The organism is Pseudomonas sp. A6, assembly GCF_052367875.1.
GTDB lineage: Bacteria > Pseudomonadota > Gammaproteobacteria > Pseudomonadales > Pseudomonadaceae > Pseudomonas > Pseudomonas citronellolis.
Genome location: NZ_CP198970.1, coordinates 341,478 through 360,434 on the forward strand (window position 1 = coordinate 341,478; position 18,957 = coordinate 360,434).

Here is an 18,957-nt window from a genome sequence, read left to right on the forward strand (position 1 = left end):
CCTGGTCAGGTTATTGCATTGGGCGAAGCGCCCCGGAGGGCCATGCACCTTCCGGCCCCGACACTGCATCGACAGGAGCGTCCCCGCACCATGAAGAACAAGACCCTGAACACCCTGCTGCGTGGCCTGGCGTTGGCCATGGGCCTTGGCGCCAGCCTCGGCGCGGCGGCGGCCGAACCGCTGAAGGTCGGCTTCGTCTACGTCGGCCCGGTGGGCGACCACGGCTGGACCTACCAGCACGAGATGGGCCGCCGCGAGCTGGTGGAACACTTCGGCGACAAGGTGCAGACCAGCTTCGTCGAGAACGTCGCCGAGGGCGCCGACGCCGAGCGGGTGATCCGCAACATGGCCAAGGACGGCTACGGGCTGATCTTCACCACTTCCTTCGGCTTCATGAACCCCACCGCCAAGGTGGCCAAGCAGTTCCCCAAGGTGACCTTCGAGCACGCCACCGGCTACAAGCGTGACAGGAACCTCGGCACCTACCTGTCGCGCTCCTACGAGGGCCGCTACGTCGGTGGCTACCTGGCGGCGAAGATGACCAAGACGCACAAGATCGGCTACATCGCCTCCTTCCCGATCCCCGAGGTGATCCGCGACATCAACTCCATCCAGCTGGCGCTGAACAAGTACGACCCCCAGGCCGAGCTGAAAGTGATGTGGGTGAGCACCTGGTTCGACCCGGGCAAGGAGGCGGACGCCGCCAACGCGCTGATCGACCAGGGCGTGGACGTGATCTTCCAGCACACCGACAGCCCGGCGCCGATCCAGGCCGCCGAGCGCCGCGGCGTGTACGCCGTGGGCTATGCCTCGGACATGCAGCACTTCGGGCCGAAGACCGTGCTGACCTCCATCGTCAACGACTGGGGCCCGCACTACATCAAGGCCACCCAGGCGGTCATGGACGGCAGCTGGAAACCGCAGGACTTCTGGGGCGGCCTGGCCGAGGACACCATCGTCCTGCCGCTGAACAAGGACGTGCTGCCGGCCGACGTGCAGACCGAGGCGAGCAAGCTGATCGCCGACATCAAGAGCGGCGCCTTCCATCCCTTCACCGGGCCGATCAAGGACCAGAGCGGCAAGGAACGCATCGCCGCCGGCGCCGTGGCCAGCAACGCCGACCTGGCCGCGATGGACTACTACGTAGAAGGCATCAAGGCCGAGCTGCCGAAATGACCCGGTGAACCCCTTCTGTAGGAGCGAGCTTGCTCGCGAACAATCCCGGCCATGGCACCGCCGGTTGATTCGTTCGCGAGCAAGCTCGCTCCTACGAGAGGCCTGCACGAGACCGACCATGGACCGCCTACCCATCATCGACATCGCCCCGCTCTACGCCGCCGACCGCTCCGCCTGGGCCGAGGTGGCCCGGCAGGTCGACGCCGCCTGCCGCGAATGGGGCTTCTTCTACATCCAGGGCCACCCGATCCCGGCGCAACGCTTCGCCGAGCTGCTGGAGGCCGCGCGTGGCTTCTTTGCCCAGCCGGCCAGCGAGAAGCTGAAGATCGACATCACCCAGAGCAGGAACCACCGCGGCTACGGCGCCATCGCCACCGAGCAGCTGGACCCGGCTCTGCCCAGCGATTTCAAGGAAACCTTCGACATGGCCCTGCACCTGCCGGCCGACCACCCGGACGTGGTCGCCGGCAAGTCCTTCTACGGGCCCAACCGCCACCCGGACCTGCCGGGCTGGGAGGCGCTGCTGGAAGGGCACTACGCTGACATGCTGGAGCTGGCCAGGACCGTGTTGCGCGCACTGGCCATCGCCCTGGAGATAGAGGAAGACTTCTTCGACAGGCGCTTCGAGCAGCCGGTCAGCGTGTTCCGCATGATCCACTACCCGCCGGCCGCGGCGCGGCAGAGCGCCGACCAGCCGGGTGCTGGCGCACACACCGACTACGGCTGCGTGACCCTGCTGTACCAGGACGACGCCGGCGGCCTGCAGGTGCAGAACCGCCAGGGCCAGTGGATAGACGCGCCGCCCATCGAGGGCACCTTCGTGGTCAACATCGGCGACATGATGGCGCGCTGGAGCAACGACAGGTACCGCTCGACCCCGCACCGGGTGATCAGCCCCCAGGGCGTGGACCGCTATTCGATGCCGTTCTTCGCTGAGCCGCACATGGACATCGCCATCGAGTGCCTGCCGGGCTGCTTCGACGCCGACAACCCGCCGAAGTACCCGCCGACCACCTGCGGCGAATGGCTGACCTCGCGCTTCGCCGCGACCTACGCCTACCGCCGCGGGGAAGAGGTGAAGGCATCGTAGGGTACAAGCGGACACGGCTTCCCGTAGGAGCGAGCTTGCTCGCGAACGGATTGACCGGCGGCGTCATGGCCGGGATTGTTCGCGAGCAAGCTCGCTCCTACGAAGAGCAGTTGCCCCGTAGGATGGGTTGAGCGAAGCGATACCCATCGCCACGACTTGGTTCCGCATTGTTCGGAACTGGCCTTGGCATTAGCGAGGCTCGAGGGAGGAAACGGCCCGGATCAACCGTGGCGCCGGGCACGAGGCCGGTGTATCGGCGTATAACCGCGAACGGTTATACGCCCTACGCCACGGGCGGGCTGGGTGTAGGGCGGATAACGTTCGACGTTATCCGCCGTTTGACCGTGATCCCACGCGTGCTTCGGGTTCGGCTTCGGAGCACCTGTTTCCGGGCGCTCGGGGTTCGGCTGAAACGCCGGGCCGACCTGCCGCGTTACCTCAGGCTGGCTCGACCAACAGCACCGCGCCATCCTGCCCGGTGACCTTCACCTGGGCGCCGGCCGGCAGGTCCGGGCCGCTGACCAGCCACAGGCTGTCGCCGACGCGGATCTTGCCGCGGCCGCCGATGATGGCGTCATGCAGGGCGAACTGCCGGCCGACCAGCTCGCTGCCGCGGCGGTTCAGGCCGCTGGCGGCTTCGCCGGCGCCCGGGCGGTGCTGGTAGCGCCACCAGAAGGCCACGGTGAGCAGCGCCAGGATGCCGAAGGCGAGGAACTGCCAGGTCCAGGCCAGGCCCGGGGCGAAGAAGGCGAGCACGCCGGTGGCCGCGGCGGCGATGCCGATCCACAGCAGGTAGCCGCCGGCGCCGAACACCTCGAGGATCAGCAGCAGGGTGCCGAAGGCCAGCCAGTCCCAGAAGCTCAGGTGCTGCAGGTAATCCCACATGGCTCAGCCCCGGCCCTTGGCGCCGGGCGCCCCGTCGCCGAAGGTGGCCTTGACGATCTCGCCGATGCCGCCCACCGCGCCTATCACCTGGCTGGCTTCCAGCGGCATCAGCACTATCTTGCTGTTGTTCGAGGCGGCCAGCTGGCCGAGGGCGTCGACGTATTTCTGCGCGACGAAGTAGTTCACCGCCTGCACGTTGCCGCTGGCGATGGCCTCGGAGACCACCTGGGTCGCCCGCGCCTCGGCCTCGGCCTGGCGCTCGCGGGCCTCGGCTTCGAGGAAGGCGGCCTGGCGCTGGCCCTCGGCCTTGAGGATCTGCGCCTGCTTCTCGCCCTCGGCGGTGAGGATTTCCGCGGCGCGCTTGCCCTCGGCGTCGAGGATCTGCGCGCGCTTGAGGCGCTCGGCCTTCATCTGGCTGGCCATGGCTTCCACCAGGTCGGCCGGCGGGCTGATGTCCTTGATCTCGATGCGGGTGACCTTCAGGCCCCAGGGCGCGGTGGCCTCGTCGACGGTGCGCAGCAGGCGCTCGTTGATGGCGTCGCGCTGGCTGAGCATGTGGTCCAGCTCCATGGAGCCGAGCACGGTGCGGATGTTGGTCATCACCAGGTTGCGGATGGCGTTCTCCAGGCCGCTGACCTCGTAGGCCGCGCGCGCCGCGTCGACCACCTGGTAGAAGCACACCGCGTCGATCTGCACGATGGCGTTGTCGGCGCTGATGGCTTCCTGCGGGGGGATGTCCAGCACCCGCTCCATCATGTTGATCTTCTGCCCGACGCGGTCCATCACCGGGACGATGATGTTCAGCCCCGGCTTGAGGGTGCCGGTGTAGCGGCCGAAGCGCTCCACCGTCCACTCGTTGCCCTGGGGTACCACCTTGAAGCCCATGAACACGATCGCCACCGCGAGGATGACGAAGAGGATCAGGACACTGCCGGTTTCCATTTGCTGCACTCCTTGGTCGATTCGGACTTCCGTGGCGCCCGGCCCCCGGAGGGGCGGGGCAAGCGGGCAAAGCTAACGCTTTCCCGTGTCATCCCGCGAGCACATCGGACTCGGAGATTTCCTATTTCTGCTCGCTCTGCGGCGTCACCCGCAGCACTTCCTCGATGGTGGTCAGGCCCGCGGCGACCTTCTGCGCGCCGGACAGGCGCAGGCTGCGCATGCCTTCCTTGAAGGCCTGGCGGCGCAGCGGGATGAGGTCGGTGTCGGCGGTGATCTGTTCCTTCAGGCTGTCGGTCAGCAGCATGATCTCGTACACCCCGGCGCGGCCACGGTAGCCGGTGTCGCGGCACTCCAGGCAGCCCACCGCCTGTTGTGCGCCGGTGGGCAGCGGGGCGTTCCAGGGCCGCGTCAGCTCCTGCCAGTCGCTCTCTTCCAGCTCCAGCGGCGCCTTGCAGTGCGGGCACAGGGTGCGCACCAGGCGCTGGGCCATGACGCCGAGCACGGTGGCGCGGATCAGGTAGTAGGGCACGCCCAGTTCGAGCAGGCGGGTGATGGCCGTGGGCGAGTCGTTGGTGTGCAGGGTGGAGAGCACCAGGTGCCCGGTCAGCGCCGCCTGGATGGCCATCTCGGCGGTCTCCAGGTCGCGGATCTCGCCGACCATGATGATGTCCGGGTCCTGCCGCAGCAGGGCGCGCACGCCGCTGGCGAAGGTCAGGTCGATGTTGTGCTGCACCTGCATCTGGTTGAACGAGGGCTCGATCATCTCGATCGGGTCCTCGATGGTGCAGACGTTCACCTCGTCCGTGGCCAGTTGCTTGAGCGTGGTGTAGAGGGTGGTGGTCTTGCCCGAGCCGGTGGGCCCGGTGACCAGGATGATGCCGTTGGGCTGGTTGGTCATGCTCTGCCAGCGGCGCAGGTCCTCGGGGGAGAAGCCCAACTGGTCGAAGCTCTTGAGCAGCACCTCGGGGTCGAAGATCCGCATCACCATCTTCTCGCCGAAGGCGGTGGGCAGGGTCGACAGGCGCAGCTCCACCTCGGCGCCGTCCGGGGTCTTGGTCTTCACCCGGCCGTCCTGGGGCTTGCGCTTCTCGGCGACGTTCATGCGGCCGAGGGACTTCAGGCGGCTGACCACCGCCATGGTGACCTGCGGCGGGAACTGGTAGACGTTGTGCAGCACGCCGTCGATGCGGAAGCGCACCGTGCCCTGCTCGCGCCGCGGCTCGATGTGGATGTCGCTGGCGCGCTGCTGGAAGGCGTACTGGAACAGCCAGTCGACGATGGTGACGATGTGCGCGTCGTTGGCGTCCGGCTCCTGGTCGCTGGCGCCCAGGTTGAGCAGCTGCTCGAAGTTGCCCACGCCGCTGGTCTTCATGTCCTGGGCGGAGGCGCCGCTGACCGACTTGGCCAGGCGGTAGAACTCGGTGGTGAAGCGCTGGATGTCCTGCGGGTTGCACACCACGCGCTTGATCGGGCGCTTGAGCACGTGGGTCAGGTTGCCTTCCCAGCTGTGCACGAAGGGCTGGGCGCTGGCGATGGTGACGCTGTCCGGCGCCACCGCCACGGCGAGGATCCTGTGGCGCTGGGCGAAGGCGTAGGACATCAGCGGGGTGACCGCGGCGACGTCGATCTTCAGCGGGTCGATGCGCAGGTAGGGCTGGCCGGAATACTCGGCCAGCCAGTGCACCAGGGTGTCGAGGTCCAGGTGGCGGCCGGGGCGGTGCTGGTCCGGCACCTGCTGGGCGGCGAGGAATTCCAGGGGATGCTGCTGGTTCTTCACCGCGCTGCGGCGGATCGCCAGGCACTGCTCGGCGTCGTTCTGCGCGACGCGGCCCTGGGCGACCAGCTCGTGGAGGATATCGGCCAGGTCAAGCCAGCGATCCTGGGCGGGCGAAGCGAAGACGGACATTCGGACTCCCTGCGTTCGTGTGTGCCGCGGACGGCTGCGGGTGGAGCTGGTCTGAGTCCGGCCCGCGCCGTCGGGTTCCCCAGCTTATTTCAAAAGCGCCTTCCAGGGCTTGAGGGTCAGCACAGTATGGGCCTGGGCGGCGAGAGCATCCAGGTCCGCGCTGTCGCGCCGGTGCAGGGCCTGTTCCAGCTTGGCCAGTTCGCCGTAGAGGCGGTCGGCCTCGGGCAGGTCGAGCACGCCGCGGGCCAGGCGCAGCCACACCAGCAGGCGTTGCAGGCGCGGCAGTTGCTCGGCGAGCAGTTCCGGCTGCTGCTGGGCGCGGGCCAGGGGCAGGCCCTCGGCCTCCTCGGCGAGCAGGCGCGGCAGCCATTTGCCCAGGGCCGCGGCGCCCTGGCGGTCGCCGCGCTCGTTGCGGCCTTCCTGCCAGGCGCGGGCCAGCAGCCAGCGCGAGGCCTGCAGGGAGAACAGGCCCCAGCGCGTCTGGCCGAGTTCGGCGCGGAAGGCTTCCGGCGCCTGCTGGCGCGCGGCTTCGTCGGCTTCGCCCTGTTCGATGCGCGGCCGCCAGTCGCCGATCAGCGCGTCCAGCGCGGTGCGCAGCTCGCGGCTGCTGGCGCGCGGCGCGGCCTGGCCGAGGCTGCCGAGCAGGGCGCGCAGGTCCACCAGCTGCTGCAGCCACTCTTGCAGCAGGCGCCAGTGGCCGTTGAAGCGGTACTGCTCGGCCAGGCGCTGGCTGCTGCCCAGCAGCGACCAGGCGATGGCGGCGAAGGCGCCGTCCAGCGGGGTTTCCGCCAGCAGCTTCTGGGTGTCCGGGTGCACCGTGTAGCTGGCCGGGTCGAACAGCCGGTAGCCGCGCTCGGCCTTGCTGATGTCGCAGGGCATCAGCGGCAGGTCGGCGGCCAGCTCCGCGGCCAGTTCCAGCAGCGCCGCGGGCTCGCCCTGGCGCAGTTCCAGCTCCAGCTCGCAGATTTCCTCTTCCTGCTGGTCGGCGACGACCTTGCCCAGGTCGAGGGCGGCTTCGATCGCCACCTTGGTCTTGCCGCGGCCCCAGGCGATCTCGGCGCGCTGGCGGGTGAAATCGGTGCTGAAGATCGGCTGCAGCTGCTGCTTGTCGAGGTCGGCCAGGGCCGCCGGCCAGCAGCTGTCGTCGAGCTTGCCCAGGTCCAGCTCGGGCTTGTCCAGGTACCAGTCCCACTCGTTGCGCTCGGACAGCCCGGCGACGCTGTGGCCGCGGCTCTTCAGCGTCTGAATGTACTGCTCGCCGTCGCGGCGCAGGCGCAGCGCGACCTTGGCCCGGGCCAGGTCGCGGCCGGGGGTGTCGTAGTACTGGTTGTACAGCTCGCTCTGCTGCCAGCCGGACTTGTTGCGCTTCTTCAGCAGCGGGTGGTCGCGCAGCGCCTCGAGGGTCTCGCGGCTGGCGCGCAGCTTGATTTCGGTTTCTTTCTGCATGGCGGAGTCCGGGAAGGAAAGGGTAGACGGGCCCGCAGGGCCTGGCGCGGGGGCGTTCGTCGAAGCCCGTTAGTGTACAGGACAGCACCCCGTCGGCGCTGTTCCGGCGAAGGATGGCGGTTCAACTGACGGCCATCCTGGGCCATGATGGGCACAACGCTTCCGGAGACGCCCATGCCCCTGCCGAGCCTGAAAGACCGTTTCGCCCAGTTGCTCGCCCTGCCGTCGGTGAGCTGTACCCAGCCCGCCCTGGACCAGTCCAACCGCCCGGTGGTGGAGCTGCTGGCCACCTGGCTGGGCGACCTGGGTTTCGCCTGTGAACTGCAGGAGATCGCCCCGGGCAAGTTCAACCTGCTGGCGAGCCTGGGCAGCGGCCCTGGCGGCCTGGTGCTGGCCGGGCACACCGACACCGTGCCCTACGACGAGTCGCTGTGGAAAAGCGACCCGCTGCGCCTGGACGAGCGCGACGGCCGCTGGTACGGCCTGGGCAGCTGCGACATGAAGGGCTTCTTCGCCATCGCCATCGAGGCGTTGCTGCCGCTGCTGGAGAAGCCCCTGCGCCAGCCGCTGCTGATCCTCGCCACCTGCGACGAGGAAAGCTCCATGGCCGGCGCCCGCGCTCTGGCCGAAGCCGGCCGGCCCCTGGCGCGCGCCGCGGTGATCGGCGAGCCCACCGGGCTGCGGCCGATCCGCCTGCACAAGGGGGTGATGATGGAGCGCATCGACATCCTCGGGCAGAGCGGCCATTCCTCCGACCCGAGCCTCGGCCACAGCGCCCTGGAGGCCATGCACGCGGCCATCGGCGAGCTGCTGGCGCTGCGCGCGCAGTGGCAGAAGGAATTCAACAACCCGCAGTTCGGCGTACCGCAGCCGACGCTGAACCTGGGCTGCATCCACGGCGGCGACAACCCCAACCGCATCTGTGGCCAGTGCGCCCTGGAGTTCGACCTGCGGCCGCTGCCGGGGATGGACCCGCAGGCCCTGCGCCGGGCCATCGGCGAGCGCCTGCGGCCCCTGGCCGAGCGCTTCGCGGTGCGCCTGGACTACCAGCCGCTGTTCCCCGCCGTGCCGCCCTTCGAGCAGGCCGCGGACAGCGAGCTGGTGCGCCTGGCCGAGCGCCTCAGCGGGCATTCGGCGGAAGCGGTAGCCTTTGGCACCGAAGCACCGTATCTTCAGCAGCTTGGTTGCCAGACTCTGGTCCTGGGCCCCGGCGACATCGCCTGCGCCCACCAGCCGGACGAACATCTGGAACTCGCTCGCATCCCGCCGACCGTGGAACTGCTGCGCGGCTTGATCCAGCATTACTGCCTGTAACCGCCCTGAAGAGGAGAAACCCGTCGATGTGCATGCGACGACGATAACCGCCGCTCCCGCCGCCCTTGCCGGCCATTCGCACTCGACAATCCTTCATCGCCCGCTCACAGGCCACCTGGACAATGCAAGACTACGTCACCTGGTTACGTCACGCTTCTCCCTACATCAACGCCCACCGGGACTGCACCTTCGTGGTCATGCTGCCCGGCGAGGGCGTGGAAGACCCGAACTTCGGCAACATCGTCCATGACCTGGTGCTGCTGCACAGCCTGGGCGTGCGCCTGGTGCTGGTCCACGGCTCGCGCCCGCAGATCGAGGCGCGCCTGGCCCAGCGTGGGCTGGCGCCGCGCTTCCACCGCGACCTGCGGGTGACCGACGCGCCCACCCTGGAATGCGTGATCGACGCCGTGGGCAGCCTGCGCATCGCCATCGAGGCGCGGCTGTCCATGGACATGGCCGCCTCGCCCATGCAGGGCGCGCGCCTGCGCGTGGCCGCGGGCAACCTGGTCACGGCGCGGCCGATCGGCGTGGTCGAGGGCATCGACTATCACCACACCGGCGAGGTGCGGCGCATCGACCGCAAGGGCATCGGCCGCCTGCTCGACGAGCGCTCCATCGTGCTGCTCTCGCCGCTGGGCTACTCGCCCACCGGGGAAATCTTCAATCTCGCCTGCGAGGACGTGGCCATGCGCGCGGCCATCGAGCTGGACGCCGACAAGCTGATCCTGTTCGGCGGCGAGCGCGGCCTGCTCGACGAGGACGGCAAGCTGGTCCGCGAACTGCGCCCGCAGCAGGTGCCGACGCACCTGCTGCGCCTGGGCAACAGCTACCAGGCCGAACTGCTCGACGCCGCCGCCCAGGCCTGCCGCGCCGGGGTGCGGCGCAGCCACATCGTCAGCTACACCGAGGACGGCGCGCTGCTCAGCGAGCTGTTCACCCGCACCGGCAACGGCACCCTGGTGGCCCAGGAGCAGTTCGAGCAGCTGCGCGAGGCGGGCATCGAGGACGTCGGCGGCCTGCTGGAGCTGATCCGCCCGCTGGAAGAGCAGGGCATCCTGGTGCGCCGTTCGCGCGAGGTGCTGGAGCGCGAGATCGAGCAGTTCAGCATCGTCGAGCGCGAGGGGCTGATCATCGCCTGCGCGGCGCTCTACCCCATCGCCGATTCCGACGCCGCCGAGCTGGCGTGCCTGGCGGTGAACCCGGAATATCGCCACGGCGGGCGCGGCGACCAGCTGCTGGAGCGCATCGAGAAGCGCGCCCGGGCCCTGGGCGTGAAGACCCTCTACGTGCTCACCACCCGCACCGCCCACTGGTTCCGCGAGCGCGGCTTCCAGCCCAGCAGCGTCGAACGCCTGCCGGCGGCGCGGGCGTCGCTGTACAACTACCAGCGCAATTCGCAGGTGTTCGAGAAGAGCCTGTAGTTCAGCGCCCTCTGCCTTTCGTAGGAGCGAGCTTGCTCGCGAATGAACCCCGCTGCGGAATCCGTTCGCGAGCAAGCTCGCTCCTACAGGGGAAGGGCGTGGTTAGGGCGGTGTAGGAGCGGATCTTATCCGCGAATCGCGCCGGGATGTCCGGCTATCGCGGACAAGGTCCGCTCGGGGGAGGAATACCGTGCCTCCCGGCAATCTGTAGGAGCGGGCCCTGCCCGCGAATCGCGCGCAGGGCGCGCTCCTACAGGGAATGACGCGGGTGGGGGGGTAGGAGCGGATCTCATCCGCGAACCGCGCCGGGACGTCCGGCTATCGCGGGCAAGGTCCGCTCCGGGGGCTTAAACGCCGATCACCCCGAGGATACTTGCCTGGTAGGCCGCCACGAAGGTGTCGAAATCCCCTTCCGGCTGGCGTTCCAGTTCTTCCTGCTCGGCCAGGGAGATCTTCGCCATGGCCTCGAAGGCTTCCTGCTCGATGGCCGGCAGCGGTTGGGCGAGGGTTTCCGCGTGTTCGCGGCTCTTGCGCAGGGCGAAGGCGGTGAAGCTTTCGCCGCGCTCGCGCATTTCCGCCAGGACCTGCGCGGACGGCGTGCGCTCCGGATCGGCCACCTTCTCGCGCTGCTGCGCCAGGCTCTGCGCGTGGGCGTCGCCGCCGGTGGCGCGGTCGAGCAGTTCGGCGATGGGCGCGATGCGCTCCAGCAGCTCGCAGGCCCAGGCCTGCAGCGCCACGGTCTGCCCGCCGCGCTGCAGGTGCAGCCCCGGACGGCGGCCTTCCTTGACCACCTTGAGGAAGTTGCTGGTGGCCGCGCTGCATTCGCCGTCGGCCAGCAGCGGGCTGTCCTGCAGCGCGCAGTAGAGCAGGAAGGCGTCGAGGAAGCGGCCCTCGGCGGCGTCGATGCCCAGCGGCAGGAAGGGGTTGATGTCCAGGCAGCGCGCCTCGACGTACTGCACGCCGCGCGACTCCAGGGCCTGGATCGGCCGCTCGCCGCTGTAGGTCACGCGTTTCGGGCGGATGCTGGAGTAGTACTCGTTCTCGATCTGCAGCACGTTGGTGTTCAGCTGCACCCACTCGCCGTCCTGCTTGGTGCCGACCTTCTGGTAGGGCGGGTAGGGCGTGCCCACTGCGCTGCGCAGGCTCTCGACGTAGCTGTCGAGGTCGTTGTAGCAGGGCGTCAGGCCGGCCTGGGCGTTGTTCTGGTAGCCCAGGTCGCTCATCCGCAGGCTGGTGGCCCAGGGCAGGTACAGGGTGTGCTCGTCGAACTGCTGCAGCTGGTGCGGGCGGCCGCGCAGGAAACCGGCGTCCAGCGCCGGCGAGGCGCCGAACAGGTACATCAGCAGCCAGCTGTAGCGGCGGAAGTTGCGGATCAGGGCGATGTAGTGCGCCGACTGGAAGTCGCGCAGCGCCATGCCGCCGTCCTCGTGGCGCTGCAGCAACTGCCACAGCCCCTCGGGCAGCGAGAAGTTGTAGTGGATGCCGGCGATGCACTGCATGGTCTTGCCGTAGCGCAGCGCCAGGCCCTTGCGGTAGACGTACTTGAGGCGGCCGATGTTGGAGCTGCCGTAGCGCGCGATCGGGATGCTCTCTTCGTCGGGCAGCTCGCAGGGCATCGACGGGCTCCACAGCAGCTCGCCGTCCAGGCGCTGGCTGGCGAAGCGGTGGATGCTCTCCAGGGACGCCAGGGTCTGCTCGACGCCGGTGCTGGTGGGGGTGATGAACTCCAGCAGCGCCTCGGAATAGTCAGTGGTGATCTGCGGGTTGGTCAGGGCCGAGCCCAGGGCCTTGGGGTGCGGGCTCAGGGCCAGGCGGCCGTTGCCGTCGACGCGCAGGCACTCGCGCTCGATGCCGTGCAGACACTGGCTGAGCAGGGGCAGGTGGGCAGCGTCGCCGAGCAGCGCCAGGCGGCGGGAGAGTAGGTCGCTCAATTTGATGTCCTTCACGCGGCAGTCGCCCCACTATGGGGGTGGACCGGGCGGTCTACAAGGGGGAGGGCGGCCGGCGTTGTCGCCTGGCGGGCTGCGACTCACCGGAGCCCGCGTGGCACGCGGGCTGCCGATGGTCAGGATAGAGCAGGAAAGGGGCGACGGCTTACAGCTGGGCGAAGGTGCCTTGTCCCTTGGCGACCAGCTTGTCGCCCTGGAACACGTCCGCCTCCACCACCAGCGAGCGGCGCCCGGCGTGCAGGACCTTGGCCACGCAGCGCACCTCGCCTTCGGCGACGGCGCGGATGTAGTTGATCTTGCATTCCAGGGTGACGCTCTGGCGGTCGAAGCCATGGGCGCTGGAGCAGGCCAGGCCCATGGTTACGTCCATCAGCGAGAAGATCGCCCCGCCGTGCATCACGTTGCCGCGGTTGCGCAGGTGCTCGGCCATCTTCAGGCTCACTTCGGCCTCGCCATCGCCCAGGCGCACCGGCTCAAGGCCGATGTTCTCGCTGAAGGCGCTGATCATGACGTCGCGGCTGGGCATCTCGCTCATGGGGCTTCCCTACTTCTTCTTCAGTTGCTTGGCATTGGCGAACAGCGCGGCCATGGCGTTGTTCGCCGGGGCCTTCTCCTGCTGCCGCGGGGCGCTGCGCTCGCCACGCTGGCCGCCGTTGCCACGGCCGCCGCCGCGCGGGCCCTCGACCTTCTCGCCGGGGGTGTCGCCCATGCGCATGGACAGGCCGACGCGGTTGCGCGGGATGTCCACTTCCATGACCTTGACCTTGACGATGTCGCCGGCCTTGACCACTTCGTACGGGTCCTTGACGAACTTCTCCGACAGCGCCGAGATGTGCACCAGGCCGTCCTGGTGCACGCCGATGTCGACGAAGGCGCCGAAGTTGGTGACGTTGGTCACCACGCCTTCGAGCACCATGCCCGGCTTGAGGTCCTTGAGGCTCTCGACGCCGTCCTGGAACTCGGCGGTCTTGAACTCCGGGCGCGGGTCGCGGCCGGGCTTGTCGAGTTCCTTGAGGATGTCGGTGACGGTGGGCAGGCCGAACTGCTCGTCGGTGAACTTCTTCGGGTCCAGGCGCTTGAGGAAGGCCGAATCGCCGATCAGCGAGCGGATGTCGCGGCCGGTGTCGGCGGCGATGCGTTGCACCAGCGGGTAGGTCTCCGGGTGCACCGCCGAGGCGTCCAGCGGGTTGTCGCCGTTCATCACGCGGAGGAAGCCGGCGGCCTGCTCGAAGGTCTTCTCGCCCAGGCGGCTGACCTTCTTCAGGTCGTCGCGGGACTTGAACGCGCCGTTGGCGTCGCGGTGCGCCACGATGTTCTGCGCCAGGGTGCTGTTGAGGCCGGAGATGCGCGCCAGCAGGGCGGCGGAGGCGGTGTTCACGTCCACGCCCACGGCGTTCACGCAGTCTTCCACCACCGCGTCCAGGCTGCGCGCCAGTTGCAGCTGGGACACGTCATGCTGGTACTGGCCGACGCCGATGGACTTGGGCTCGATCTTCACCAGCTCGGCCAGCGGGTCCTGCAGGCGGCGGGCGATGGAGACGGCGCCACGCAGCGACACATCGAGGTCGGGGAATTCCCGGGCGGCCAGCTCGGAGGCCGAGTACACCGAGGCGCCGGCCTCGCTGACCATGATCTTGGTGCACTTGAGCGCCGGGTATTTCTTGATCAGTTCGGCGGCCAGCTTGTCGGTCTCGCGGCTGGCGGTGCCGTTGCCGATGGCGATCAGTTCCACCTGGTGCTTGGCGCACAGCGCGGCGAGCACGGCGATGGTCTGGTCCCACTGGTTCTTCGGCGCGTGGGGGTAGACGGTGGCGGTGTCCAGCAGCTTGCCGGTGGCGTCGACCACCGCGACCTTGACGCCGGTGCGCAGGCCCGGGTCCAGGCCCAGGGTGGCGCGCGGGCCGGCCGGGGCGGCCAGCAGCAGGTCGTGCAGGTTGCGGGCGAAGACGTTGATCGCCTCGAGATCGGCGCCTTCGCGCAGCTCGCCCAGCAGGTCGGTCTCCAGGTGGGTGTAGAGCTTGACCTTCCAGGTCCAGCGCACCACTTCGCCCAGCCACTTGTCGGCGGCGCGGCCCTGGTTGGAGATGCCGAAGCGCTCGCCGATCATCACTTCGCACGGGTGGCTGGTGCCCGGCAGTTCCTCGCCGACCTTCAGCGCCACGCTCAGCACGCCTTCGTTGCGCCCGCGGAAGATCGCCAGGGCGCGGTGCGAGGGCGCGCCCTTGAAGGGCTCGTCGTGCTCGAAGTAGTCGCTGAACTTGGCGCCTTCGGTTTCCTTGCCCGGCACCAGGCGGGCGGTCAGGGTGGCGTTGTCCTTGAGGAACACGCGCAGGCGGTCGAGCAGGGTGGCGTCCTCGGCGAAGCGCTCCATGAGGATGTACTTGGCGCCTTCGAGCACGGCCTTGATGTCGGCGAAGCCCTTCTCGGCATCGACGAAGCGCGCGGCTTCGCTTTCCGGGGCCAGGTTCGGGTCGGCGAACAGCGCGTCGGCCAGCTCGCCCAGGCCGGCTTCCAGGGCGATCTGGCCCTTGGTGCGGCGCTTCTGCTTGTACGGCAGGTAGAGGTCTTCCAGGCGCGTCTTGGTGTCGGCCAGCTTGATCTCGCGGGCCAGCTCGGGGGTCAGCTTGCCCTGCTCCTCGATGCTGGCGAGGATGCTGGCGCGGCGCTCGTCCAGCTCGCGCAGGTAGCGCAGGCGCTCTTCCAGCAGGCGCAGCTGGGTGTCGTCGAGGCTGCCGGTCACTTCTTTGCGGTAACGGGCGATGAAGGGGACAGTGCTGCCTTCGTCCAGCAGGGCCACGGCGGCGGCCACCTGCTGCGGTTGAACACGGCCGGAGGGCAGTGCGGAGAGCTCTTCGGCGATACGGGTGTTGATGCTGTCCATGAATCCACCTGGTGAAACCAACGAGAATACGGGGTGTGGCGCTAGCGCCGGCCGGCTCGCTCGGGCGTCCGGCAGGCGTCTATGACAACGCCCCGCCGCAAAAGCGCCGCATTATACCCAGGCAAAATCGCGCGAGAGGGCGGTCGGTCGGGGAAAAATCTGCTAACAATGGACAATCCGTGGCCAACCGAGGCTGGGCGATAATTGCCGGCCTGACCCGAACCTGGAGTTTCTATGTCGAACCCGTCCACCCTGCCCGAAGGTGAAAAGATCCTCATCGTCGACGACGACGCCCGCCTGCGCCGCCTGCTGGAGCGCTTCCTCGACGAGCAGGGCTACCGCGTGCGCGCCGTGGAGAACACCGAGCAGATGGACCGCCTGCTGGCCCGCGAGCTGTTCCAGCTGGTGGTGCTCGACCTGATGATGCCCGGCGAAGACGGCCTCTCGGCGTGCAAGCGCCTGCGCGAGGCGAACAACCAGATCCCGATCATCATGCTCACCGCCAAGGGCGACGAGTCCAGCCGCATCCAGGGCCTGGAGCTGGGCGCCGACGACTACCTGGCCAAGCCGTTCAACCCGCGCGAGCTGCTGGCGCGGATCAAGGCCGTGCTGCGCCGCCAGGCGCCGCTGGTTCCGGGCGCCCCGGCCGGCGAGGACGAGGTGGTGACCTTCGGCGACTACGAGCTGTACCTGGCCACCCGCGAGCTGAAGAAGAACGGCGGCGAGGTGCACATGCTCACCACCGGCGAGTTCGCCGTGCTCAAGGCGCTGGTGCAGCACGCCCGCGAGCCGCTGACCCGCGACAAGCTGATGAACCTGGCCCGCGGCCGCGAGTGGGACGCCCTGGAGCGCTCCATCGACGTGCAGATCTCGCGCCTGCGCCGGCTGATCGAGCCCGACCCGTCCAAGCCGCGCTACATCCAGACGGTGTGGGGCGTGGGCTACGTGTTCGTGCCGGACGGTAATGCCCGCAAATGATCCTCCTGTAGGCGCGAGCCCGCTCGCGAACCGACTCCGCAACGGGGCGGGTTCGCGAGCAAGCTCGCTCCTACGTTCCGTGCTCTGTGGTAGTTCATCTTGAAAACCCCGCCCTGGTTCCCGCAAAGCTTCTTCGCCCGCACCCTCTGGCTGGTGCTCATCGTCGTGCTCTTCTCCAAGGCGCTGACGCTGGTCTACCTGCTGATGAACGAGGACATGCTGGTCGACCGCCAGTACAGCCACGGCGCGGCGCTGACCGTGCGCGCCTACTGGGCCGCCGACGAGCGTTCGCGCGAGGCCATCGCCAGGTCCGCCGGGCTGGCCTGGGTGCCCCACGAGAACGGCCAGCCGGAAGAACAGCACTGGCCCTACAGCGGCATCTTCCAGCGGCAGATGCGCACCGAACTGGGCCCGGACACCGAGACGCGCCTGCGCATCCACCACCCGTCCATGCTCTGGGTCCACGCGCCCAACCTGGGCGACGGCTGGCTGGGCGTGCCGCTCTACCCGCACCCGCTGCGCGGCCAGCAGATCTGGAGCGTGCTCGGCTGGTTCCTCGGCATCGGCCTGCTGTCCACCGCCGCGGCCTGGATCTTCGTGCGCCTGCTCGGCCAGCCGCTCAAGCGCCTGGTGGTGGCCTCGCGGGAGTTCGGCAAGGGCCGCAGCGTGCGCCTGCCGCTGGGGCAGGACACACCCAGCGAGATGGCCGAGGTGTACCGCGCCTTCAACCAGATGGCCGACGACGTCGAGCAGGCGGCGCGCGAACGCGAGCTGATGCTGGCCGGGGTGTCCCACGACCTGCGCACGCCGCTGACGCGCCTGCGCCTGTCCCTGGAGCTGATGCCCGAGACCGAGCGCGAAATGGTCGAGGACATGGTCCGCGACATCGAGGACATGGACCAGATCCTCGACCAGTTCCTCGCCTTCATCCGCGACGGCCGCGACGAGCCGGTGGAGGCGGGCGACCTCAACGAACTGACCCGCGAGGTGGTGGCGCCCTACAACCAGGGCGAGGAGCACGTGCGCCTGAGCCTGCAGCCGCTGCCGCCGTTCCCGCTGCGCCGGGTATCGATGAAGCGCCTGCTCGGCAACCTGATCGGCAACGCCCTCAACCACGGCGGCGGCAACGTCGAGGTGGCCAGCCACCTGGCCGGCGGCGACGGCGCGCCCTACGTGGTGCTGAGCGTGCTGGACCGCGGCGCCGGCATCGACCCGCAGGAGCTGGACAGCATCTTCAACCCCTTCATCCGCGGCGACAAAGCCCGCGGCGGCAAGGGCACCGGCCTGGGCCTGGCCATCGTCAAGCGCATCGCCGCGCAGCATGGCGGCAGCGTGGAACTGCGCAATCGCGAGGGCGGCGGGGTGGAGGCGCGGGTGTGTTTGCCGCTGGGGTTGATGTTGCCGCGGGGGGCTTCCTGAGCGGCGGTATCCCCGACGGGTGTAGGAGCGGGCCCTGCCCGCGATTCGCGCGCAGGGCGCGCTCCTACAGGGTGGCTGCTACGTAGGGCTTGGGGCTAGCCTGGGACGGCGGTGCACTGGATGGGCTCCGCACCCTCTCCCCGGCCCTCGGCTGCGCGCCCCGCCCTGAAGGGAGAGGGGGCTTGTTCGTGCCGAGAGAGGTGATGGTTTCAGCCGGAAACCGCTGGCGCTGCCGGCTGACTTAGGAGTACCCAAGCGCTCCGAACGGTCCCCTCTCCCTTCAGGGCGGGGCGCGCAGCCGAGGGTTAGGGAGAGGGCGCTCTAGAATTCAGCACCAGAGTCTCGAGCAAGCACCGTCCGCGATCTGTTGATCCTGACGCCGGCACTACCAGCTCAACCCCTTGGTATCCAACCGCCCCACCTTCCCATAAGGCCAAGCTCTATTCTGCGCCCCATGCCCACTCGGCAGCCCGTGGTACAGCGGAACCCCCAGCGGCTTCAGGTACTCCACGAAAATCTCTTCCAGGCTATGCGCCACGTTCTTGCGCGGGCAATCGGTGAAGGTGCCCAGCACCACCGCGCCCAGGCTCTCCGCATCGATGCTGTTGAGCAACTGCCAAAGGCTGCGCTCCAGCCGGTAGTAAGGCTCGCCCACATCCTCCAGCACCAGGATGGCGCCGGCAGGAGCATGCTGCGCGGCTACCGTGCCGGCGGTGCTGGCCAGGGCAGTGAGGTTGCCGCCGATCAGCTCGCCCTCGACGGCGCCTTTCGGGCCGCTCAGGTGAGTGCAAGGCAGATGGCGGTCCTCGCCAGCCAGCAAGCGGCTGACAGAAGCCAGCGAGGCCAGGCGCTCGCGCTGTTCGCTGGGGGCGCTCAGCGGCTGCAGGCCGAGGGCGCTGGCCACCGGGCCGTGGATCGCCGGTAGGCCGTGGCGGTGGAAGGCGCTGAGCAGGATGGAGATGTCCGAGAAGCCTATCAGCGGCCGCGGCGAGGCCGCCCGCAGCCGCGCCCAGTCCAGCCCGGGCACCAACTGGGCGCAGCCGTAGCCGCCGCGCAGGCACCAGACGGCGCTCACGTCCGGCAGCTCGAAGGCGCGGTGGAAGTCCTCCAGGCGCTGTTCGGCGCTGCCGGCCAGGTAGCGGTAGCGGGCTTCGGCGTGCTCGCCCAGGTGGTAGTCGATGCCCAGCACCTCCAGCTGGCGCAGGGTGGCCTCGAAGACCTCCTCGGCGATGGAGGAGGCCGGGGCGACCAGGGCGATGCGGCCTTCGAAGGGCGACCAGGTCAGGTCGGAGGAGCGGGGGGATTTGGGCATAAACGAAATCCGGGACGGCGTGACGAACGATATTGTAGGAGCGAGCTTGCTCGCGAACGGAGTTTCCCGGTCACAACGGTGAATGAGGTCACCTCCGTACCCTCTCCCCAGCCCTCTCCCTGAAGGGAGAGGGGGCCGTTCGGAGTGGCCTGGAAGGCTGGCACCATCCTCAAACCCCGTCAGCGGCTCCATCACGAACAGCGCTTGCGCTGGCCCGAAGGGGAATAGCCCAGAAACG

14 protein-coding genes are annotated in these 18,957 nt (G+C 68.8%); 6 read left to right on the forward strand and 8 right to left on the reverse strand.

Annotation, left to right across the window (positions count from 1 at the left end; translation table 11 throughout):
- Nucleotides 1-90 precede the first annotated feature (90 nt).
- Both ACTWJ5_RS01490 and ACTWJ5_RS01495 read left to right on the forward strand, forming a co-directional pair.
- Entirely contained in the window at nt 91-1,176 is a 1,086-nt protein-coding gene (locus ACTWJ5_RS01490) for a BMP family ABC transporter substrate-binding protein (RefSeq protein ID WP_249918151.1), read from the forward strand.
- A 118-nt stretch (nt 1,177-1,294) separates the two neighbouring features.
- Entirely contained in the window at nt 1,295-2,266 is a 972-nt protein-coding gene (locus ACTWJ5_RS01495) for an isopenicillin N synthase family dioxygenase (RefSeq protein WP_444437327.1), read from the forward strand.
- Nucleotides 2,267-2,704: 438 nt separating this feature from the next.
- On the opposite strand, the gene ACTWJ5_RS01500 is transcribed toward ACTWJ5_RS01495, so the two are convergent.
- The 4 genes from ACTWJ5_RS01500 to ACTWJ5_RS01515 form a co-directional block, all read right to left on the reverse strand.
- Nucleotides 2,705-3,151: an NfeD family protein gene (locus tag ACTWJ5_RS01500; protein WP_116424642.1), complete on the reverse strand. Its 447-nt coding sequence runs from the start codon at nt 3,149-3,151 to the stop codon at nt 2,705-2,707.
- A 3-nt stretch (nt 3,152-3,154) separates the two neighbouring features.
- Nucleotides 3,155-4,093, reverse strand: a complete 939-nt coding sequence (locus ACTWJ5_RS01505; RefSeq protein WP_043269777.1) for an SPFH domain-containing protein — start codon at nt 4,091-4,093, stop codon at nt 3,155-3,157.
- A gap of 121 nt (nt 4,094-4,214) precedes the next feature.
- Nucleotides 4,215-5,999: a GspE/PulE family protein gene (locus ACTWJ5_RS01510; protein WP_116424643.1), complete on the reverse strand. Its 1,785-nt coding sequence runs from the start codon at nt 5,997-5,999 to the stop codon at nt 4,215-4,217.
- Nucleotides 6,000-6,083: 84 nt separating this feature from the next.
- Nucleotides 6,084-7,445 carry a CYTH domain-containing protein gene (locus ACTWJ5_RS01515; protein WP_256513828.1) on the reverse strand — a complete coding sequence of 454 codons (1,362 nt, stop codon included), beginning with the start codon at nt 7,443-7,445 and terminating at the stop codon, nt 6,084-6,086.
- A 174-nt stretch (nt 7,446-7,619) separates the two neighbouring features.
- On the opposite strand from ACTWJ5_RS01515, the gene argE reads away from it, so the two are divergent.
- Together argE and argA are read left to right on the forward strand one after the other, a co-directional pair.
- Entirely contained in the window at nt 7,620-8,759 is a 1,140-nt protein-coding gene (gene argE / locus ACTWJ5_RS01520; protein ID WP_074978173.1) for an acetylornithine deacetylase, read from the forward strand.
- 122 nt (nt 8,760-8,881) lie between these two features.
- Nucleotides 8,882-10,180, forward strand: coding sequence for an amino-acid N-acetyltransferase (gene argA, locus ACTWJ5_RS01525; protein ID WP_116424646.1), 1,299 nt, complete (start codon nt 8,882-8,884; stop codon nt 10,178-10,180).
- A gap of 347 nt (nt 10,181-10,527) precedes the next feature.
- Here the strand turns inward: argA and gshA are convergent, their stop codons facing one another.
- The 3 genes from gshA to ACTWJ5_RS01540 all read right to left on the reverse strand — a co-directional run bounded on the left by gshA (nt 10,528) and on the right by ACTWJ5_RS01540 (nt 15,010).
- Nucleotides 10,528-12,111 carry a glutamate--cysteine ligase gene (gene gshA / locus ACTWJ5_RS01530; RefSeq protein ID WP_444437328.1) on the reverse strand — a complete coding sequence of 528 codons (1,584 nt, stop codon included), beginning with the start codon at nt 12,109-12,111 and terminating at the stop codon, nt 10,528-10,530.
- Between the two features lie 163 nt (nt 12,112-12,274).
- Nucleotides 12,275-12,664 (reverse strand): PaaI family thioesterase, encoded by a 390-nt coding sequence (locus ACTWJ5_RS01535; RefSeq protein WP_074978168.1) that lies wholly within the window; start codon nt 12,662-12,664, stop codon nt 12,275-12,277.
- Between the two features lie 9 nt (nt 12,665-12,673).
- Nucleotides 12,674-15,010, reverse strand: coding sequence for a Tex family protein (locus ACTWJ5_RS01540; RefSeq protein ID WP_444437329.1), 2,337 nt, complete (start codon nt 15,008-15,010; stop codon nt 12,674-12,676).
- Nucleotides 15,011-15,244: 234 nt separating this feature from the next.
- Between ACTWJ5_RS01540 and ompR the strand changes: the two genes are divergently transcribed.
- Both ompR and ACTWJ5_RS01550 read left to right on the forward strand, forming a co-directional pair.
- Complete coding sequence (gene ompR / locus ACTWJ5_RS01545; RefSeq protein ID WP_109935050.1) at nt 15,245-15,988, forward strand: osmolarity response regulator transcription factor OmpR; 744 nt, start codon at nt 15,245-15,247, stop codon at nt 15,986-15,988.
- Between the two features lie 99 nt (nt 15,989-16,087).
- Complete coding sequence (locus ACTWJ5_RS01550; RefSeq protein ID WP_074978160.1) at nt 16,088-17,407, forward strand: ATP-binding protein; 1,320 nt, start codon at nt 16,088-16,090, stop codon at nt 17,405-17,407.
- Between the two features lie 385 nt (nt 17,408-17,792).
- Here ACTWJ5_RS01550 and ACTWJ5_RS01555 read toward each other — a convergent pair whose 3' ends face one another.
- The gene (locus ACTWJ5_RS01555; RefSeq protein WP_444437330.1) at nt 17,793-18,719 is read right to left on the reverse strand and encodes a S66 peptidase family protein; all 927 of its coding nucleotides are present in this window, start codon (nt 18,717-18,719) and stop codon (nt 17,793-17,795) included.
- Nucleotides 18,720-18,957: the final 238 nt, after the last annotated feature.

Bases quoted from the DNA above. Each gene is read 5' to 3' on its own strand.
- ACTWJ5_RS01490 (WP_249918151.1), top strand. From the start codon at position 91: ATGAAGAACAAGACCCTGAACACCCTGCTGCGTGGCCTGGCGTTGGCC.
- ACTWJ5_RS01495 (WP_444437327.1), top strand. From the start codon at position 1,295: ATGGACCGCCTACCCATCATCGACATCGCCCCGCTCTACGCCGCCGAC.
- ACTWJ5_RS01500 (WP_116424642.1), bottom strand. From the start codon at position 3,151: ATGTGGGATTACCTGCAGCACCTGAGCTTCTGGGACTGGCTGGCCTTC.
- ACTWJ5_RS01505 (WP_043269777.1), bottom strand. From the start codon at position 4,093: ATGGAAACCGGCAGTGTCCTGATCCTCTTCGTCATCCTCGCGGTGGCG.
- ACTWJ5_RS01510 (WP_116424643.1), bottom strand. From the start codon at position 5,999: ATGTCCGTCTTCGCTTCGCCCGCCCAGGATCGCTGGCTTGACCTGGCC.
- ACTWJ5_RS01515 (WP_256513828.1), bottom strand. From the start codon at position 7,445: ATGCAGAAAGAAACCGAAATCAAGCTGCGCGCCAGCCGCGAGACCCTC.
- argE (WP_074978173.1), top strand. From the start codon at position 7,620: ATGCCCCTGCCGAGCCTGAAAGACCGTTTCGCCCAGTTGCTCGCCCTG.
- argA (WP_116424646.1), top strand. From the start codon at position 8,882: ATGCAAGACTACGTCACCTGGTTACGTCACGCTTCTCCCTACATCAAC.
- ACTWJ5_RS01535 (WP_074978168.1), bottom strand. From the start codon at position 12,664: ATGAGCGAGATGCCCAGCCGCGACGTCATGATCAGCGCCTTCAGCGAG.
- ACTWJ5_RS01540 (WP_444437329.1), bottom strand. From the start codon at position 15,010: ATGGACAGCATCAACACCCGTATCGCCGAAGAGCTCTCCGCACTGCCC.
- ompR (WP_109935050.1), top strand. From the start codon at position 15,245: ATGTCGAACCCGTCCACCCTGCCCGAAGGTGAAAAGATCCTCATCGTC.
- ACTWJ5_RS01555 (WP_444437330.1), bottom strand. From the start codon at position 18,719: ATGCCCAAATCCCCCCGCTCCTCCGACCTGACCTGGTCGCCCTTCGAA.